Annotated in this window: 18 protein-coding genes (1 of these 18 only partly in view); 10 read left to right on the forward strand and 8 right to left on the reverse strand. The window is 58.4% G+C overall.

Annotation, left to right across the window (positions count from 1 at the left end; genetic code table 11):
* Nucleotides 1-6 precede the first annotated feature (6 nt).
* A complete protein-coding gene (locus BLS30_RS04415) occupies nt 7-780 on the reverse strand; it encodes an enoyl-CoA hydratase (protein ID WP_046477356.1) in 774 nt (257 codons plus the stop codon).
* A gap of 41 nt (nt 781-821) precedes the next feature.
* Nucleotides 822-1,712, reverse strand: a complete 891-nt coding sequence (gene mutM / locus BLS30_RS04420; protein ID WP_046477355.1) for a bifunctional DNA-formamidopyrimidine glycosylase/DNA-(apurinic or apyrimidinic site) lyase — start codon at nt 1,710-1,712, stop codon at nt 822-824.
* Nucleotides 1,713-1,837: 125 nt separating this feature from the next.
* Here mutM and ubiE point away from each other — a divergent pair, with 125 nt between their 5' ends.
* The 3 genes from ubiE (at nt 1,838) to ubiB (ending at nt 5,212) form a co-directional block, all read left to right on the forward strand.
* A complete protein-coding gene (gene ubiE / locus BLS30_RS04425; RefSeq protein WP_046477354.1) occupies nt 1,838-2,617 on the forward strand; it encodes a bifunctional demethylmenaquinone methyltransferase/2-methoxy-6-polyprenyl-1,4-benzoquinol methylase UbiE in 780 nt (259 codons plus the stop codon).
* Between the two features lie 229 nt (nt 2,618-2,846).
* On the forward strand, nt 2,847-3,392 hold the full coding sequence (locus tag BLS30_RS04430) for a hypothetical protein (protein ID WP_046477352.1): 546 nt from the start codon (nt 2,847-2,849) through the stop codon (nt 3,390-3,392).
* A 227-nt stretch (nt 3,393-3,619) separates the two neighbouring features.
* Nucleotides 3,620-5,212, forward strand: a complete 1,593-nt coding sequence (ubiB, locus tag BLS30_RS04435) for a 2-polyprenylphenol 6-hydroxylase (protein ID WP_090226840.1) — start codon at nt 3,620-3,622, stop codon at nt 5,210-5,212.
* Between the two features lie 50 nt (nt 5,213-5,262).
* Here the strand turns inward: ubiB and BLS30_RS04440 are convergent, their stop codons facing one another.
* Nucleotides 5,263-6,186, reverse strand: a complete 924-nt coding sequence (locus BLS30_RS04440; RefSeq protein WP_076605288.1) for a DUF2189 domain-containing protein — start codon at nt 6,184-6,186, stop codon at nt 5,263-5,265.
* 305 nt (nt 6,187-6,491) lie between these two features.
* On the opposite strand from BLS30_RS04440, the gene BLS30_RS04445 reads away from it, so the two are divergent.
* On the forward strand, nt 6,492-7,754 hold the full coding sequence (locus BLS30_RS04445; RefSeq protein WP_170832404.1) for a DUF2254 domain-containing protein: 1,263 nt from the start codon (nt 6,492-6,494) through the stop codon (nt 7,752-7,754).
* A 52-nt stretch (nt 7,755-7,806) separates the two neighbouring features.
* Here BLS30_RS04445 and BLS30_RS04450 read toward each other — a convergent pair whose 3' ends face one another.
* From BLS30_RS04450 to BLS30_RS04460, 3 genes are all read right to left on the reverse strand, one after another.
* Nucleotides 7,807-8,838: a DUF1775 domain-containing protein gene (locus BLS30_RS04450; protein WP_090226843.1), complete on the reverse strand. Its 1,032-nt coding sequence runs from the start codon at nt 8,836-8,838 to the stop codon at nt 7,807-7,809.
* Entirely contained in the window at nt 8,832-11,063 is a 2,232-nt protein-coding gene (locus BLS30_RS04455) for a TonB-dependent receptor family protein (protein ID WP_090226846.1), read from the reverse strand. The genes BLS30_RS04450 and BLS30_RS04455 overlap by 7 nt, the downstream gene beginning before the upstream one ends.
* A gap of 76 nt (nt 11,064-11,139) precedes the next feature.
* The gene (locus tag BLS30_RS04460) at nt 11,140-11,514 is read right to left on the reverse strand and encodes a DUF2946 family protein (RefSeq protein WP_090226848.1); all 375 of its coding nucleotides are present in this window, start codon (nt 11,512-11,514) and stop codon (nt 11,140-11,142) included.
* A 308-nt stretch (nt 11,515-11,822) separates the two neighbouring features.
* Here BLS30_RS04460 and BLS30_RS04465 point away from each other — a divergent pair, with 308 nt between their 5' ends.
* Together BLS30_RS04465 and BLS30_RS04470 are read left to right on the forward strand one after the other, a co-directional pair.
* Complete coding sequence (locus BLS30_RS04465) at nt 11,823-12,212, forward strand: bactofilin family protein (RefSeq protein WP_170832405.1); 390 nt, start codon at nt 11,823-11,825, stop codon at nt 12,210-12,212.
* A gap of 52 nt (nt 12,213-12,264) precedes the next feature.
* On the forward strand, nt 12,265-12,654 hold the full coding sequence (locus BLS30_RS04470; protein WP_046477348.1) for a bactofilin family protein: 390 nt from the start codon (nt 12,265-12,267) through the stop codon (nt 12,652-12,654).
* Between the two features lie 184 nt (nt 12,655-12,838).
* Here the strand turns inward: BLS30_RS04470 and BLS30_RS04475 are convergent, their stop codons facing one another.
* Together BLS30_RS04475 and BLS30_RS04480 are read right to left on the reverse strand one after the other, a co-directional pair.
* On the reverse strand, nt 12,839-13,387 hold the full coding sequence (locus tag BLS30_RS04475; RefSeq protein WP_046477347.1) for a formaldehyde-activating enzyme: 549 nt from the start codon (nt 13,385-13,387) through the stop codon (nt 12,839-12,841).
* 128 nt (nt 13,388-13,515) lie between these two features.
* On the reverse strand, nt 13,516-14,871 hold the full coding sequence (locus BLS30_RS04480) for an NAD(P)H-dependent oxidoreductase (protein ID WP_090226854.1): 1,356 nt from the start codon (nt 14,869-14,871) through the stop codon (nt 13,516-13,518).
* A 189-nt stretch (nt 14,872-15,060) separates the two neighbouring features.
* Between BLS30_RS04480 and BLS30_RS04485 the strand changes: the two genes are divergently transcribed.
* The 4 genes from BLS30_RS04485 to BLS30_RS04500 form a co-directional block, all read left to right on the forward strand.
* Nucleotides 15,061-16,053: an aldo/keto reductase gene (locus tag BLS30_RS04485; RefSeq protein WP_090226856.1), complete on the forward strand. Its 993-nt coding sequence runs from the start codon at nt 15,061-15,063 to the stop codon at nt 16,051-16,053.
* Nucleotides 16,054-16,189: 136 nt separating this feature from the next.
* Nucleotides 16,190-17,440: a chromate efflux transporter gene (gene chrA, locus BLS30_RS04490; RefSeq protein ID WP_090226859.1), complete on the forward strand. Its 1,251-nt coding sequence runs from the start codon at nt 16,190-16,192 to the stop codon at nt 17,438-17,440.
* Nucleotides 17,441-17,582: 142 nt separating this feature from the next.
* The gene (locus tag BLS30_RS04495) at nt 17,583-18,110 is read left to right on the forward strand and encodes a hypothetical protein (RefSeq protein WP_090226860.1); all 528 of its coding nucleotides are present in this window, start codon (nt 17,583-17,585) and stop codon (nt 18,108-18,110) included.
* Nucleotides 18,111-18,231: 121 nt separating this feature from the next.
* Nucleotides 18,232-19,201, forward strand: partial view of a lipase family protein gene (locus BLS30_RS04500; RefSeq protein WP_090226863.1) — the 5' portion only. The gene runs 368 nt beyond the window's last position; the window shows 970 of its 1,338 coding nt (coding positions 1-970); the start codon lies at nt 18,232-18,234; its stop codon lies off the right edge, out of view.

Raw genomic sequence — 19,201 nt, forward strand, 5'->3', positions numbered from 1 at the left:
TGCAGCTCATCGATTTTTGAAGTTCGGTTTGCGCTTCTCAGAAAACGCTTCCATGCCTTCCTTCTGATCTTCCGTCGCAAACATAGAATGGAACACGCGTCGCTCGAAGAGGATCCCTTCGGACAGAGTCGTCTCGTAGGCGCGATTGACGGTTTCCTTCGTCATCATTACTGCGGGCAATGACAGCGATGCGATCTTGCTTGCAACCTTTTCCGCCTCCGTCAACAGATCCGCCGCAGGCACGACCCGACTGACAAGACCGGAGCGCTCCGCTTCCTCAGCATCCATCATGCGGCCAGTCAGGCACATCTCCATGGCTTTCGATTTGCCAACGAAGCGCGTCAGCCGCTGCGTGCCACCAATCCCCGGCATGATGCCCAGCGTGATTTCAGGCTGTCCGAACTTGGCTGTGTCCGCAGCCAGGATGAAATCGCATTGCATCGCAAGTTCGCAGCCGCCTCCGAGGCAGTAACCGGCGACAGCCGCGATGACGGGCTTGCGGCATCGGGCGGCAACATCCCAATTGGCTGCGAAGTCCTCTCGGTAGACGTCCATGAAGGATTTCGGCGCCATCTCTTTGATGTCGGCCCCAGCAGCGAACGCTTTTTCCGATCCGGTAATGACGATCGCGCCGATCGCGTCGTCGCGATCATAGCCCGTCAATGCTTCGGCCAGCTCACCGACCAGCTGCGTGTTCAGTGCGTTCAGCGCGTCAGGCCGGCTCAGCGTGATGATCGCCACGCGTCCCTTGGTTTCGCAGAGGATCGTCTCATAGGCCATGATCTTTCTCCGGTCGTCTCTGGTCCTTGTTGGTCGCACCGTTAGCGCTGGCAGGATGGGCAATAGAATGTCGAGCGCCCAGCCTGGACGATACGGCGAACGGTGCCTCCACAGCCAGTCCGGCTACAAGGCTCGCCTTCGCGGCCATAGACCGCAAAGGTGTGCTGGAAATATCCGAGTTCTCCAGAAGCTTGCCGGTAATCGCGCAGTGAGGACCCGCCCGCAGCTATGGCATCATTGAGAACACTCACGATGGCCGGGACCAAGCGTTCGGCGCGCGCCGTTGGAGCGGCCTTCTTGGTCGCCAAGCTCGACGCGACGCGTAACGGCGACAACTTCGCGCGATACAACGCCTCGCACACGTAAATATTGCCAAGACCCGCAACGTTGCGCTGATCCATCAGGAAGGCCTTGAGATCCGTGGTGCGGCCCGTGGCGCGGGCGGCGAGGTGGCCAGCATGCAGCGCGTTGCTCAACGGCTCAGGACCCATCGCGGCAAAGAGCGCATGCGTGTCCAACGCGTTCGCCTCGATCAACAACATGAAGCCGAAGCGACGGGCGTCGTTATAGGTCACGGTTGTTCCGCGATCGGTGTGAAAGACGACATGATCGTGTTTCGCGGCTGGGGTTACCTCATGAGTAAAAACGCCGGGACGGCTGCCATTGCCGTCCATTGCACCAGGTACAATGGTAAACCTGCCGCTCATGCCGAGATGCATGACGAGGCTTTCATCACCTTCCAGATCCGCGATCAGATATTTCGCGCGACGGCGTAGCGCCTCAACACGGCGTCCGGATAGGCGTTCGGCGAACCTATCGGGAAGCGGGAAGCGCAAATCCGGCCGCCGCTGCTCGACTTGCACGAGCCGCCTCCCCACCAACTCCGGCTCCAGGCCGCGTCTTACGGTTTCAACTTCGGGTAATTCCGGCAACGGGCACTCCTGATTCAACGCCCTCAAGCATCGTGATAAGCGTTTTGGCGCAATGGCGTAGCATCGCTCGCAATAGTTGGCTATCACAGGTGGAGAGACGAGATTTGATGGAGACGTGCGGGCCCATGATCGATGAGCGCACAGGCGAACCGGGCGATGCCCAAACCAGCTTTGGCTTTCGCAACGTGGCGGAAGGGGAACGGCAAGGGCTTGTCAACGAGGTGTTTGCGAAGGTCGCCCAGCGCTACGACCTGATGAACGACCTCATGTCCGGCGGTCTGCACCGACTCTGGAAAGACGATTTGATCGGGTGGCTGGCCCCGCCGCGATCGGGCCGCGCTTTCCGGCTGCTCGATGTCGCCGGCGGGACCGGAGACGTTGCGTTACGCTTTGCACGTGCGACGGACACCGATGGAACTGCCGTTATATGCGATATCTCGCCGGAGATGCTCGACGTCGGACGTCACCGCGTTGCAGATGCTGGATTGGACGGGCGCATCGAACTGGTTGAAGGCAATGCGGAGGCGTTACCTTTCCCTGACCGGGCGTTTGACGCCTACACGATCGCTTTCGGCATCCGCAACGTCACCCACATCGATCAGGCGCTGCGTGAAGCCTATCGTGTCTTAAAGCCTGGCGGACGGTTCCTGTGCCTGGAATTTTCCGAATGCCGCATTCCGCTTCTCGATCGCGTCTATGATTTCCATTCCTTCGAGGTCATCCCGCGCCTGGGCAAACTGACGGCAGGAGACGCACAACCCTACGAGTACCTCGTCGAGTCAATCCGCAAATTCCCGAAGCAGGAGCGTTTCGCCGATATGATCCGCGCTGCGGGCTTTTCCCAGGTGAAATATCGGAATCTGTCCGGCGGCATCGCCGCGATGCATTCCGGTTGGCGGATCTAAGGTTGCATCGGCTTTTTGTCAGGCCTGATCTATCTCCTCCGGTGTCCCGTCACCAGCTGAACCAGCATTAACCAGGAATATTGCGAAAATTCCTCGCGGCCTGTTCTTCAGGGAACAGCCGATTTTCCGCGTGTGCGCCATGTTGGGTCTCAAGAACGCAGGGCGCCTTTGAACCTTTTGCCAGCCCAGCGCGACAACAGAGACAGACACCGGCTCAGGAGATACCACCATGTTGCGCTCACTCATCGCACTGACCCTTTCCCTCGCTGTCGCGACTGCAGCTTTCACCCCCAAGGCGCAGGCTGGCGGCAAAGGACTGGCTATCGGCATCGGCGTTGGCATGTTGCTGAGCCATGGCATGCATCAACAGCAACGCCATCACGCGGAACAGCGCCGCCGGGCCGCAGCTTATGAACGCGCCAGGGCTCGCGAGCGGGCTGCTGCGGAACGTCGCGCCGAACAACGCCGGATCGCGGCCCAGCGCAAGGCAGAGGCTCGTCGTTTGGCCGCCCGCAAGGCAGCAGCAGAACAGAAGATCGCTCAGCAGCAGGCCGAAGAAGAGGCGGAAGAGATTGCTGCTATCGATCCGCCGCTACCGGTTCAGAAGGTTGTCGCGCAGGCGGATGCCTCCGATGTCGTGACGGGTTCCACGGTTACCGCCACCCCGGCAGTCATCGAGACGAACACCTCTACAGTTGCTGCTGCTCCAGAACTCGGCTGCAAGAAGTTCATCCCCTCGGCAAATCTGACCATCAGTGTCGTCTGTGAGGATTGATCCAGGGCAGCTGAACATTTTAACTGACTTAACGCCCTGGCGGTTAACCACCAGGGCGTTTTGACGTGCTAGAAGGCCGACAACCCCCGTGGGCCGAGCCAACGTTGACCCATTATGCTCACAAGTGGTTGTCCGCGGGTCTTGACCAGGGCGGACTAACCAGCAATCTGCGCGGAAAGTTTACACACTTTCCACCGTCACAATTCACCCAGGAGACATCATCCCCCATGGCCGGCGCCCTGATGAACGTTCTGCGTCTCGCGCGCGCAGGCGTCGTGCTCGCGCAGTACGGCGTGCGGTTCGTGCCGCCTGGAATGAAGGTCCCGGCACCCTTGCTGATCGCGCGCGCGTTGGCGGTCCCGATCCGGGCCGTGACATGGCCATTTCGTGCACGGCAGCCGAAATCAGCGCGTATCACGGAAGCGCTCGCATCACTTGGGCCGTCCTATATAAAGCTGGGCCAGTTTCTCGCCACGCGTGCCGATGTCATCGGACCGGAACTGGCGAGTGATCTCTCGCAGCTTCAGGACAAGCTTCCCCCCTTTCCCATGCGCGAAAGTCGTCGTGCCGTAGAGGAGGCGCTTGGCGGAAGGCTTGAAGATCACTTCAGTACGTTCGGACCTCCAGTCGCGGCAGCGTCTATCGCGCAAGTTCACAAAGCAACCGTTGCCGACGCGACGGGGCCGCGCGATGTCGCCGTTAAGATCCTACGTCCTAGCGTGGAGCGCCGCTTCAAGGCTGACCTCGACAGCTATTACTTCGCCGCACGACAGATCGAGCGGTTTCATCCGCCATCTCGTCGTTTGCGGCCAGTTGCCGTCGTTGACACGCTGAAGCGTACCACCGAGCTGGAAATGGACTTGAGGCTGGAAGCGGCCGCCATTTCCGAAATGGCGGAGAATATCACCGACGATAAAGGCTTTCGCGTTCCTTCCGTGGACTGGAAGCGGACGTCCAAACGGGTCATGACGCTTGAGTGGATCGATGGGATCCCGATCGCGGACCATGCGCGGCTCAAGGCGGCTGGTCATGATCTGAAATCGCTTGGTCTTATTACCCTGCGATCGTTCCTGCGCCACGCCATGCGCGACGGCTTTTTCCATGCCGACATGCATCAGGGCAATCTGCTCGTCGACAAGAGCGGCGATGTTGTTGCGGTGGACTTCGGCATCATGGGACGTCTTGGCGCCATGGAGCGACGGTTCCTCGCCGAGATTCTGCACGGGCTGATTACGCGCGACTATCGCCGCGTCGCAGCCATTCACTTTGAAGCCGGTTATGTTCCACAGCATCATTCGGTGGAAGTTTTCGCCCAAGCCATGCGCGCAATAGGAGAACCCATTCACGGTCGGACGGCGGAAGAGATTTCCATGGCCGATTTGTTGGGTCAGCTCTTTGCCTACACGGAAGTGTTCGACATGGAGACCCGACCGGAACTCATCCTGCTGCAAAAAAGCATGGTGATTGTTGAGGGCGTTGCGCGGTCGCTCGACCCTGGGCTCAACATGTGGACGGCAGCCGAACCTGTGGCACGCGATTGGATGCAGAGCAATCTCGGTGTCATTGGTCAGATCAAGGACGTGGGGGAAGGCGCTTCGACACTTGGCAAAGTGTTAGCGGATGCGCCGCAGTTCATGCTCCGCGCGCAGGGTACGCTGAAATCGCTCGATCAAATGACGCGTGATGGATTGCGGCTCGACGAAACGACAATCCGCCGCCTTGCGCGCGAGGAAGCGCGTGCGTCCTGGTCGGGACGCGCCGCGCTTTGGATCGGTGCACTGAGCCTCGCCGCGATTGCGGCCCTTCACTTGTGGGGCTGATCGCGAACTGAAAAAATCAGTTTCAGACCTACCCAAGCTCTATCCTTGACTTACACCTTCGTGTCTTCATCCCTATCGGATGAAGGCACAAAGAGTGACGCTGGGAACTCCGCCGCATAGCGGCGCCACTTCGGACGCGGATGATATTCCGGCCGACGGCTATGATCCGGCTCCACGACCCTACGATACAAGTGCCAGGTTGAATGCCCCAGCACCGGCACGACAATCGCCAATCCCATGAAAAATGGGATCGCGCCTAGGATCAGTGCTGCGATGACGATCAATCCCCACAGCGCCATCGTGAATGGATTTTTGAGGACCGCCTTCATGGAAGTCGCGAGTGCCGTCGGCAACCCGACATGGCGGTCGAGCAGCAAAGGAAAAGAAACGACGCTCAGCATCAGGGCCAGAACCGCAAACACAAGACCGATCGCATTGCCGACAATGATGACGTTATGCCCTTCCTTGGTCGTTAGGAGATCTCGCAGGAAAGCAGAGAATGAAACGGGCTCGACGTAACCAAAGCTCGCAACAAAGACCGCGCCCGCCAAGGAAATCCAAACAACCACCAGTGCCAACATGAGCAGTCCGAGACCGACGATTGCTGGGAACGATGGGGAGTGCGCAAAGTCCATGACGTGCCGCCAAGACGTATCGCGACCCATCTCACGGCGACGGCTGAGCTCGTATAAGCCTATGGCCGCGAAGGGGCCGATGAACGCGACGCCGGCCGCAATAGGGTAGAGAAGCGGTATCATTTCGTATGCGAACACGGCCCGCCCTAGGACAAGACCGACAATTGGATAGATGAGACACAGAAACACGACATGCGTGGGCATCGCCCAGAAATCGTCTATGCCCTTGGATATCGCATAGCTTAGATCCGACGGCGAAATGGAGCGGACGACCGGTGCTGCCCCACGTGGCTCGGCGGTTGTGATGATGTCGTAATGTCCGGAATGACTTTGAGCCATAATTTCTCCTCCTGAACTTCATCGTTCAAGGGATCACGGCTCTCACGCGCGCTGGCATCCGAATTGGCGGCGGCCAAAACAAGCCGCGATCAAGTTACTGGTCCTAGTCTGACCCTTTCTCTGAGTTTAGCCAAGTCCCCTTTGGCTCACGAATTCGAGCGCTCGGAAAATGCGGTTAACCGATTGAGTGCACTTGTTTCAGGGAACCATGGGGCGAAATGAATGGTTCGCCTAACACCACTCAATAGTCTTGATGCAGAGAGTCGGCTTCAAGACCCTTAACTCACCCCAGGAGGACTTCTTGAATGATCGCCCGCTGGCAATGGCTCCTTCTGCAGCTCAAGCGCAAGCTCTGGGTCCGTGTCAGCCTATTCTGCATCGCGGCGCTCCTAACAGCCATGGCTGGTGTTGTTTTCGAAAGCTACCTTCCTGAGGACGGCGCCTTCGAGTTCGGTTCCAAGTCGATCGACAGCATCTTGACGATCCTTGCATCAAGCATGCTCGCTGTGACCACGTTTTCGCTTACGACAATGGTGTCGGCTTACGCCGCTGCGACAAGTAATGCGACTCCGCGCGCGACGAAACTCCTTATCGATGATCCGACCACGCAAAATGCCCTGGGAACGTTCATCGGCTCTTTCCTGTATAGCCTCGTTGGGATTATCGCCCTGAGCGCCGACGCCTACGGCGATCGGGGGCGGCTGATCCTGTTCCTCGTGACGATTGGCGTCATCGCGTTGATCATCATCACGCTACTCCGGTGGATCGACTATCTGGCGCGGCTGGGTCGCGTGGGCGAAACGACGGATCGCGTCGAGCGCGCAACTCTCGACGCCGTGAAGTTACGGATTGCGCATCCCTTTCTCGGCGGCCATGCACTTCGCGATCCCGAGAACGAGATTCCGAAGGAGGCCAGACCAACGTTTGCAGAGCGGATCGGATACATACAGCATGTCGACATTCGCGCGATTTCCGACTGTGCCCAGAAACATGAGGGGAAGGTCTACATCACAGCGCTTCCCGGCGCCTTTGCCGACCCTGTCCGTCCGCTCTTTCGTTCCGTCGGCATCGACGATGAAGACGCGCTTGAATCGATCCGCATCGCATTCACGATCGATGACGAGCGTTCGTTTGACCAGGATCCCAGATTCGGACTTTGTGTTCTCTCGGAGATCGCATCAAGGGCCCTATCTCCCGCTTTGAACGACCCCGGCACCGCGATCGATGTCATTGGCCGTTGCGTCCGCGTATTGAACGCATGGGCCCCTGGAGAAGCGGACGATGCTGAGACCGACGCTCCTTGCCCCGGTGTGTGGGTCCCGCCAATCCAGACAGCCGAAATGTTCGACGATGTCTTCACCCCGATCGCACGGGACGGTGCCGGGAATGTCGAGGTGCAAGTGCGGCTTCAAAAAGCGTTCGCCGCGCTCGCTGCCCTGGGTGATGAGGCATTCAGGTCGTCGGCACAGCGTCATTCCCGTTACGCGCTCACACGCGCAGAAGCTGCTCTTCACATGGATTACGAAAAAGATCTTCTGCAGAAGTTGGCCGCCGAGGTCGGCGCTTAGAGCCGTGCGATCCGGAGCGACGGTGTCGCAAATGTCGCTCCGGACGCTTCCATCAATGATGGTGGGCGTGGCCGGAGCCGGATTTCGCCTCGCCGATAGGAGATACGTCGAATTCGACCGTGACCTTCCCTGCGTTCTTGAAGTGCAGTTCGATCGGCAGCTTCTTGTCAGAGGTAATCGGCTCGCTCAATCCCATGAGCATCAGGTGAAAGCTCCCAGGTTTAAGTTCCACCGCCTCCTTCGCGGGCAGATCCAGGCCATTCGCCAGTTTACGCATTCTAGCGATACCGTCCTTTTCGCTGGACTCGTGGACCTCCACACGTTCGGCGGAAGCGGCGTTCGCCCCCAATAAGGTGTCCGGCGTGCCGCCCATGTTGCGGATTTTAAGATAACCAACACCGACGGAAGCGCCGGGAGGCGTGGTGCGCGACCACGGTTTCTCTATGATCAGATCACCCACTTTGATTTCGGAGGCATCGGCGGCTTGGCCATGGGCATGGCTGCCGTGACCGCCTTCGTGAGCAACGAGATTGAGCGCGGGCGCCGGTGCCTTGAGATCATGAGGATCCTGGCCTGATGCTGGAATTTCCGCCCATTTCAATTCGCCTTTTTCACATTCCTGCGTCACCGGGAAATAGATCGCCGTATCCGCTGGCAATTCTCCAGCAACGAACGATGAAAGGATGAACTCGTCATAGTGCTCGTCGGCCAGAGGGCCGCCGGTCCATGTCACGGTGCGTACGCCCTCCGACAGCATACTGCCGTGGTAGAACTTGTAGGACTTCTCGTAGGGACCGCGCTCGATGGTAAGGGTCCAACCCGGTTTGGGCATCGGCTTGACGCCGATCACTCCCTCGGGAATTTGGACGATGACCTTTTGGGTGGGGGAGCCGGAGCATCCGTGCGGCACCTTGAATACCGCCTTATACGACGCGCCGACGGTTGCTTGCTTCTGCTCGAGACCAACGTGGGCGGATACCGTGGCGGGAGCGATCGTCGCGATGATCATCCCCGCGGCAGCCAAAGTCATTCGTATTGTCATCTTCTGCATTCTCCTTGGTTGTCTCAACTGACCGATCACCATTTCACCTGCACACCGGCGTAGATGGCGCGACCGTTGCCAGGCTCGAAAAGCGCGCTCGATGCATCAGCACGCGTCGCGATACTGGTGCTGGCGATGTACGTTTCGTCTGTGAGATTGCGGCCTTCGATGTAGGCCGAGATCGGGCCGCCACCGTCGAAACCGATCTTGGCCCCTAAGAGCGCGTAAGCCTTCGTTTCCAACGAGTTTGCGCTGTCGGCATAGTAGGCTTCCGGGACCCATTCGACGTTGGGTCCGACGTAGAACCCGCTGGGGTGCTGGTAGAGCAGTTCGGCACGCACGAAGTGACGGGGCGCGCCGGGAAGCTCGTTGTTTCCGAAGACGGGATCGTCATCGAAGCGGAAGTCGTTGAAGGTGTAGGCGGCGTTCAGCCACAACCTGTCACGGTGCACGAATGCACTCTTGAGTAGCGCTGCACCGCCGCCCAATTCGACACCCTGATGGATCGTCTTATCGAGATTGACCTGGGTGCATGATCCGGTATTTCCCGTCTCAAGACATTGAAACTCGTTGTCGATGTTCATGCGGTAGATCGCGAAGTCCCACCTGTAGTTTTCGCGCCTCCCGCGCGTCCCGATCTCGAAGGTCGTCGCGCGTTGGGCTTCGATGTTTGAGGCCGCGGCTGACGTGAAGCTATTTTCTCCGAAGGATGGTGCCTCGGCGCTCCGCGAGACGTTGGCAAAAAATTGCCAGCCAGGATCGACATCCCAAAGGATTCCGACCTTGGGGCTGAGAAGATCATAGGTTCGCACACCTGAGTCATCCGGATTTGCGTCTGGGACGCCCCAAGACGGAGGATCAGAGAAGAAGCGATCGCGACGCTCGCGCTTGGCATGGAGATATTGCAGCCCCGTGACCAGACCAACGTCCGGCAGGGCGTAGAAGGTATTCTCCACGTAGGTTGAGACGTTGAAGCTTTCATCCAGCGAACTCGACAGCAGGGCGCCCTTTTGTCCGCCGATATTCGCGAATTGCTTGTTGTCCAGCTCGCCGCCGTGAATGTTCACACCAAAAATGAAGCGGTTGGCATGACCACCAATCTCGCGCGCATCAACAGCTCGCACGAAGCCACCTGCGTCCTGATATGCATAGTCGAGCCACTGATAGATCGGATGATCGAGTTTGCGATCGACGTAAAAGGCGCCGAACTCCACCGTGGTGTTGTCGTCGAGCCGTACCGACGTCTTATTGGCAAGGCGAACCGTTTCAATGTTGCGCTGATAGTCCTGCAAGATGTTGTTGGCTGCGGCTGCCTTCGGATCGCTCAGCGCGGCAGTTCGCGTGACACTGCCCGGAATACGCTGCTCGACGTCGTTGGCATTTAAATAGAAGCGCGTTTCAACGTTGCTCGACAGGCGATACCCAACATTGGCGGAGCCCCTGACACTCTCTCCGTCGCTATGCTCTCGGTAGCCGTCCTGCTCCTGCCAAGTGCCTGTGATGAAATAGTCGGCTGCCCCATAGACGCCGCCGGAACCGGTCGCGAATTTGCGGAAACCGAAGCTGCCGACATCGACCCGCGCACCGAACCGGTCTGCGTCATATCCCGTCGGCATCACAAAATTGATTGCGCCGCCGAGCGAGTTGGCACCGAAACGCAGCGCGTTAGCCCCCTTGAAGACCTCGATATAGCGGTAGGCTGTCGGGTCGATTTCTTGAAAATCACCGTAGCCGTCGGCGGTGTTGATAGGAATTCCATCCATGTACAGCTGCACGCCGCGCAGGTGGAAATTTCGTGAGAGGCCAGAACCGCGGATGGAGAGGCGTGTGTCGTCACCCCACTTCGGTTGCACGAACACGCCGGGCACGTAGTCGAGCGCATCCTTGATCGTGGCGGACGGCGTCGAGGCCTTGTAGGCCTTGTCAGAGACGACCTCCACAGCGCCGGGCGTCCGCTGAATCTCCGCAGTGGCTTCTACCGTGTTCGGTACGGTCAGACTGCCGGAGCGCTGTCCAACAGTCAGCGCCAGCGGCATATTGGACAAACTGATGTCCGCAGGCTCTGACGCTGGTGACGCAGCAGATACCGCTTGGTTTGATTGTGCCGGCTTCGTAGCCAGGGATGCTGGTTTAGGCTCCACCTGCTCTACAACGATGGGCGGTAGATCGATATTGTCGGGTTTCGTCGTGGATTGTGCGTTGGTCTCGGCCGTCGACAAGCCAAGGAATACCGCAGCCGTCGCGGCTGCGTGCACGGAACATCGCATGGGTTACATACCTCAGAGAAATCGCTGAATGGTCCGGGCACGGTAGGGCGCCCGAGCTCTAGGACTTGGCAGGTCTTCAGGCAATTTGCTGAGGTGGACCGCGGGCCATCGGCGCATAGATGCGCGGATGGCGGGGGAAGACGGCTACGGTGCGCGGCTCGCGAGGTGCAAAGCCGACGCTGGGCGGTGGCGGTGGGAGCTCGGCCGCGAGCGCAAACGGGATACCCGCGCCCGCGTAACAGAACGGGCAAATGCGCGGCTTACGCTGATCGTCGTGAGAAGATTGGCCATCATTCTCATTAATGGCGATCTGCATGGGGCCGTGCTCGGTGCAGAGCACAACCTCGTAGCCCGCTTCGGCAGGGACACCGGAAATGACGGTCGTTGGGACGAAAAGGAAGGCGACAACAAGACGGAGCGCCATCGCAAATAATGCGACGGCAGATACCATCTTGCGATGTCTCCTACGTGTCACGGAAGCGGGCCCCACTCATCCGACTACCCAATATATCCGTTCTTTATGCTGGAGACGCAACACCAGCCGACCCGCCGAACTGCGACCGATCCGCTCGCTCGTATCAATCGTGACATCCAAAGTGCCTTACGCTAACGTCCCGGTCGGGAGGGTTTGGAGGAGAACCCATGTTAGCGTCGCATCAATCGTCACATTCGCAGGAACCACCTCAGACTGCACCTTTGTTGCCGACAATGAACACCTCGAAGCGCTCTGGTTTTGATGCTTCGAATATTTCCGGGCCCATGTCCGTGATTGGAAGTGATCTCGCCATTCTGGGCGGTGAGCTGCGTATCATTTCACAGGGGAACCTTACCGTAGACGGCGTCGTCGAGGGTGATGTCATGGGGGCCAATGTAATCATAGGTGAACATGCCGAGGTGAAGGGCCTAATCCATGGCGGCACGGTCGTCGTGCATGGCCGTGTGACGGGCACGATCCAGGGCGTTAACGTCCTCCTGCAGCCGAGCGCACGGGTCGACGCAGATATTCACCATCATCGGCTCAAATTGGAGTTGGGCGCGGAATTCGAGGGAAGTTCGCGCAGTTACGACGAACACACCAATCTTCTACTCAACCTTGAACAGGCCGCAAAAGATCGGCAAAACCCCGTACAAGAAACTCAAACGATCTGATTGGCCGGCGGTGGGCGCGTGCGCGCAAAGCTGGCGACGTACATGAGCCCCTATGTTCAAGTCCAATTCTTCCGGCGTTGCTAACAAAATGCATGGCAGCGTCACACCTCTCGGCAGTCACGTCAGTATCGACGGGGATGTCGAAATCGCAGGAGACGTCACGTTGACGGGCCGCATTGCCGGCTCGCTGCGTTGTCGTGCGCTCGTCGTTGAACCTGATGGAGAACTGCAGGGCTTCGCCGTTTGCGACAGTATCGTCATTTTCGGAACTGTGATCGGGCAGATCTACGCCAACACGATCACGTTGAAAGGTGGGTGCACGGTGGAAGGGGAGGCCTACCACCAACAGCTCATCTTAGAAAACGATGCGTACTTCGAGGGCAAGTCCCGGCGCCATGAAGACCCGAAAAGTCTCGCCGACTTTGAAGACGACCCGCGCTAATCTCTCGTGATCGCCGTCGGAACACGGCTGCCGATGGGAAAAGAAACAGCCCGGCCGCATTTTTGAATGCTGCGACCGGGCCGTTTGTTCTTATCGAAAAACTGCTTCACTTTTCCGGAAGCACCAGCCCTTTGTTTAGTCGTGCTTCTTATTGGAAAACCGGTTCCCACTTTTCCGGAGCACTCTAGATCTCTCCCTTGAGACCCTTCTCGAAGTATTTGTGGATGATCTTGTCCTGGTTCTCGAGGAGCCAGTCGATCGAGGGACCGAACGTCATGGCCTTGTGAATGGCCTGTGCGGTCGCCTTGCGATGAATATCGAACAGGATTTTGTGGTCGAGATCGTCGATCTCTATGACCGAGGGGTTGAGCCAGACCGAAACGATAATACCGAGATCGTTGGCCTTTTCTTTCGGGATATCCCCAGACCGGACGCTATCGAGCACGCCCATCGCCGTCGCGTATTGGACCGTACCCATCAGGATGTTGGTATAGCGCTCGTTGTCGACGGTGACCTTCGATACGCAGATCGTCGGTGGCCGGACCATGACATCGGTATTGAGAAGCGCCAGAACGCGGGAGTGGCCAACGACCTGATCACCCAGAAGGTTCGCGAACGCCGTCCCGAAGGGGCCGTCCATTTCGCCAATGGCAACTTCAGGTTCAGCGGCTGTGCCAGGAGGGCCGCCTGCGACCAAGCTTTCGCCCACGCGCAAGACAATGCGGTCACTCATGTAGATTTTCCCTTATTGATTTTTCGGTCGAGGCGCACGGGGTCGCCTCAGCGATCGGCCGAACAATAGCCGCGCTCTATATGACCGGGAGAGCGGAGATAGGCAAATCCGCAGCGTCGGAGCTGGAGCTAGGATACCGTCGCGTTCGGAGCGAACACGCGTTCCATCTCTCGCCTGGTCCGGACGGCCGCGTCGGTTTCATCGACTTCGACGTCCTGCCAACGGAGGGCTTTGCCTTCGGAGACCGGAACCGCCAACTTCGCGCCCTTGGCTAAGCCAAGAGGGAAAAACCCTTCGCTCAAGCTCACGTCAGCGGGCGTTTGACGTCCCCAGACCGTGAATCCGCCTTCGCCATCGAGAATCTCGCCAGCGGCCAAATCGCGTTTTGCGACGGCGACCACGTCCGAATTGAATACGATGGGGGTGCCTGTGGGCTCTTTGCGAAGAACGACGTTCGCGACGGAAATGCCGAGTTCGAGGCCGATCATATGTGTTGGTCGGTACAGAGACGCGAAGTCGCCGCTGCTATCAACGAGACAGTTGTATTCGCGCAGGCATTGACGGGAATAAGCGCTATCTGACGTGATCACCACGAAGGTGCCCATGGCGAGATGGTGCGGGACGTCGCTGCCGTCGCGGTTCAAAGAGGATGTGACTTCCGTCACGCCGATACGTTCCAGTGAGCCGCCTTGCGCCCTGGGCTTCAAAACTTCGGCCAACTCAAACCGTGACGCCGGCGGGAAGCGCAATCCGCCCGACTGAGGGAGCAAATCGCAAGCGTTGCAGACCGCGGTCATCTCTACGGCCGACTTCGTCCCATCCAGGAAAGAGTTGAACATCTGCGCATTGATATGGCTGCGGTCTTCGATCGGTAGGTATTGGATCAGAACATCCCAGACCGTATCCGGCGTCAGGCTGTGATAACTCGGAAGATAGCGCGTGCCTTTGCCGGCGGCGACGACTTCGAACCCGCAGGTTCTCGCCCAATCTACCTGTTCGCAGATCAGGGCGGGCTGATCTCCCCACGCCAGAGAATAAATCAAGCCAGCACGACGGGCGCGATCAGCCAAGAGCGGTCCTGCGAGGGCGTCGGCCTCGACATTGACCATGACGAGATCTTTGCCCTGCGTAACGGCTTTCGTCGCTGTTGCGATCCCAACGGCTGGATCTCCCGTCGCCTCAACGATCACGTCAAAGGCGGGATGCTCGATGAGTTCGTCGGGATTGTCGGTCAGGTAAGTCTGGCCAGAGGCTAGGGCGTCATCAATACTTGTGGTTGTAAGGCGCTCTCCGGGATATCCCGCGGCCGCATATCTCTGGCGTGCACGTGTGACAGAAAGGTCAGCAATTCCCAATATATGCACGCCCGGAGTCAGACGCGCCTGCGCCAGATACATCGTGCCGAACTTGCCTGCACCGATGAGCGCGACACGAATGGGTCGGCCTTCATCCGCGCGGGCCCGCAACATTGCCGAAAGGTTCATGTGTCCCCTTCCTCCTTCTTGTCGCGCGATACGCGCGGGCGATGGACCTCGTCATCTCTTAGATATCATTGATGATTGATGACGACAGGACAAATGCTGCTTGTTGCGCGAACCGTTTTGCTGTGGCTAGCCTACCGGGAATAACATTCAAAAAACGATCGTGCGCCGTGGGGGCGGAAGGAGAGAAGTATGGAGCAACGTCGGCTCGGCAGGTTGGGATCGCGCGTTTCGGCGGTCGGGCTGGGGTGCATGAACATCGGTGGCAGCTACGGCGCTGCTGATGAAACCGAAACCATGCGTCTGTTCGGGCGTGCGGTCGATCTCGGGATCAATCACTTCGACACAGCCGATATCTACGGAATGGGCACATCCGAAGAAATGATCGGCAAGTTCCTCAAGCGGGAACGGCCACGTATTGCGCTGGCCAGCAAAGGCGGTGTGCGCTACGTGCGCGCGACGGGCGAACGATTTATCGACAACAGCCCCGCCTATCTGCGCCAAGCTATTGATAATTCGCTGATGCGTCTCGGGCGCGATCACATTGAGCTCTATTACGTGCATCGCCGCGAGGAAAATCGTCCGATTGAGGAGGCGATCGAGGCGATGGCACAGCTTAAACGGGAGGGAAAGATCGGGGCGATTGGTCTTTCCGAAGTCTCACCAAGCACGTTGCGGCGCGCGCACGAGGTTCACCCCATCGCTGCGGTTCAAAGCGAATATTCTTTATGGACCCGTTTGCCCGAACGCGGGATGCTCGAGACCTGCCGGGAGCTGGGCATTTCGTTCGTAGCCTTTAGCCCTCTTGGGCGCGGGATGCTGACCGGAAATCTGCCGGATCCTTCCTCGTTCAGCCCGCGCGACATCCGCAACAAGAACCCCAGATTTGCCCCCGGGAACTACGAGAAAAACGCCGCCGCGATCGCAAAGTTTAAGGCTGCAGCGGACGCTATGGATCGGACGCCGGCAGAACTCGCAATCGCCTGGGTTCTGGCACAGGGTGATAATGTTATTACCATTCCGGGCACACGCTACGAACGTCATCTCGAGGGCTTGGTCGCGGGTGGCCAACTGCGGCTAACGGAAGCTCAGCTGCGCGACATCGAAGCCGCTTTCCCGGAAGGTTTCCCTTGGGGCGAACGCTATGCACCTCAGCAATCGTTAGGCGTCGAAAGCTACGATTAGCCACTCGCTCAGCGCCGCAAACCTTCACGCAGGCGTTTTACTCTTCTGACATTGTAAGCGACATCCACCATCGGCTATCAAAGCGCTCTTGCAGCGGTGGACAACCGCCGAGCTTAGCGAAAAAGGCATAAGAATAATGACGCTAGCGACCGAGGGAGCTGAAGACAGCAAACGACGCTCATCCGTGTGGGTCATTTTCCTGATTTTCACCCGGCTTGGACTGACCTCTTTCGGAGGTCCTATCGCGCATTTGGGATATTTCCGCGAGGAGTTCATTGCCCGCCGGCGCTGGATGAGCGAAGCCGAGTACGCCGACATGGTGGCTCTGGCGCAGTTTCTGCCGGGTCCGGCGTCCAGTCAGGTTGGCTTTGCAATTGGCGTCTTGCGGGGCGGCTTTCTTGGGGGACTTGCCGCGTGGGCGGGTTTCACACTGCCGTCGGTTTTCCTGCTCATCGCGTTCGCTTATGGCACCGCTGGCTTTGACAGTCCGCTCGCAGCCAGCGTGCTGCACGGGCTGAAGATTGTTGCGGTCGCGGTCGTTGCTCAGGCTGTTTGGGGCATGACCCGTTCGCTTTGTCCTGACCGAGAACGCGCTACAATCGCCGTTCTCGCCGTTCTGATCATCGCGTTTGTTGGCGGGTCGCTTGGACAAATCTCCGCAATCGTTCTTGGGGGGCTGATTGGCCTTTTGATTGCGAACCGGTTGCCCGACGCGACGTCAGCTACGAGCGCAGCCTCTTCCCATACGCACTTGGCCATGCCTCTCTCGAGAGGTGCCGGCGCGGCCCTCTTGCTTACGGCTATTGCTCTTCTCGGCGCGCTGCCGCTGCTGCATCATCTCAATATCGGTGGGCAGGAGATTGCCCTGTTCGACGCTTTCTACCGCGCAGGCGCTTTAGTGTTTGGTGGTGGTCACGTTGTATTACCGCTCCTCCAAGACTCTGTTGTTGATGCCGGTTGGGTCACACCGGATGCTTTTATGGCGGGATATGGTGCAACCCAGGCTGTTCCCGGCCCTCTCTTCACCTTCGCGGCTTACCTCGGGTTTGTTTCTGGTCCGGAGCCTCACGGCTGGTCGGGCGCAGCGATCGCGCTCGCTGCGGTGTTTCTTCCGGGTTTATTGCTCATGATGGGTGCGCTTCCCTATTGGGACACTTTGCGGCGCTTCAAGTCGGCGCGGGCTGCCATGGCCGGGATCAACGCAGCTGTCGTCGGCGTCCTCGGGGCTGCGCTTTATGATCCCGTCTGGACCAGCGCCATCCTCAACCTCAAGGACTTCACGCTTGCCGTCATCGCTTTTGTCCTACTGATGGCATGGAAAGCGCCCGCTTGGATGGTGGTCGTTGGCACCGCTCTCGGAGCTGTCGTTTTTGCGCAGATTCCATAAGGCGTTATGGGGTGTACCGATAAAGTTAATGCCCCATTAACCCTACAAACCCTAGGATCGCGTCGCCCATCGCGACGTGGCCGCAAGGGGAGAGCTATCAATCCCTCAACCGGACGATGCCACGTTCCGGCAAGTCGCGCGAATGATCCTAAACATGTTCAACGAGGACTTTCTCGACACGCACAGCGAGTTGAAAAAGGAACTCGAAGACATGATCGGCTTCAGATTAAACGGGATTTCCGTTTTGGATCTGTTACGCGCCGTCGTCGAACCCGACAGTAAGCTTGCGGAGAAAATCGAGAATGCACTGGCCGACGGTCTGGCCGGCATGGAAGGCAGCAAGGTCTCACAGCGACTGGAGCGTGCGGAACAAGGTCCTCAGACGGTTGAAGCTGCTATCGCGGACGCATTGAATACGTCACCCATCGATGAGGTCGACCCGGAGACAATGGCCGAAGATCAACAAGCCATCGAGAACGCGAAGGTTCACGCCAAGCTCGAGGGTGTCCTCGATATGCAGGACCGCGCGCAGGAAGGTTCAAAAACCGAACGTACAGGGCATGAGGATGACGCGTGGAATATCGACAGCCTGACGCCGCGGGCGTATGCCGATGTTGCGGACACTTCTGAAGACGAGGAAGACGAACTGTCGCCCACGACAACCATTTGATATCAAAGAAATTTCTCGTTGATCCGCTCCGCTATCGTTCGATCGTTCGGGCTCGCTGACAAGCCTCTCCCAATTCCTGTTCAGTCGGCTAGACTTTAGCCAGCTGGGGACGGAGGGGATTATGTTTAAGAGATTGTTTCGTCAGCGTTCGGAGGCATTAGACAACCTTCCAGCCGATGGCCCCATTGTCATAACGGTGCATGGAACCAACGATGCCGATGTTCGCGACGACGGTATGCGCTGGTGGCAGCAAGGGTCGCGTTTCACAACTCGTCTTGTGGAGAAGCTCGGGGAGCTGGGCTTTTCCGGTGCACATATTCTCCCAGTGCATTGGTCCGGCGCGAATTCCGACCACGATCGCCTCATCGCCGCAGAGGAATTGTCTCGCGTTCTCACAAGCCTTGAACGCTCGGGTCGCCCGCACGCGGTGATTGGCCACAGCCACGGTGGCAATGTCGTCATGGAAGCGCTCGCATTGCGCCGACGTCGCCAACCCCTCAGTAGCGTCATCACCTTTGGAACACCGTTTTTTGTAAGACGACTCAAGCCTATAGCAGGTTTGATCGCCATCTTTCAGGTGCTGCTCGGTCTTGTGGTTGCGCCTGTCATGGCGTGGTTTCTTGCGAGCTCTTTCACCTCCGGCACGAACAAGATTGTCGAGGCCGTCATTTTGTTTGGAGGGCTGATCATCTTTTCGCTGTGGAGTTTGCGTCGTGGGTTTCTTGAACTCAGCCGCGCCGGATGGACCCGACGACATTCGGCGCACGCGATCCATCCCCAAAATTGGCTCGTCGTTCATAGCCCTCGTGACGAAGCGATGCGGCTACTTGAAGCGGCCGCGGACATATCTCCCGACTACGTCACCGTAGCCTCAGCGATTCGCTCTATTTCGCGCTTGTCCACGGTCGTAGGGGTGGCAGCCGTCATCATTTTTTTCGGTGCCACTTGGAGTTATTTTCTCGAACCCATCATCACCAAGGCCAACGCAGGCGAATTCGGAATCGGGATGGCCGCAGATCTGACGTTCTTGCTCATCGTACCCGTAATTTTCAGTGTGATCGTTTTCGTCATCCGCCTGGTTGCCCGACTGG

It is taken from the genome of Filomicrobium insigne (genome assembly GCF_900104305.1).
Taxonomy (GTDB): Bacteria; Pseudomonadota; Alphaproteobacteria; order Rhizobiales; family Hyphomicrobiaceae; genus Filomicrobium; species Filomicrobium insigne.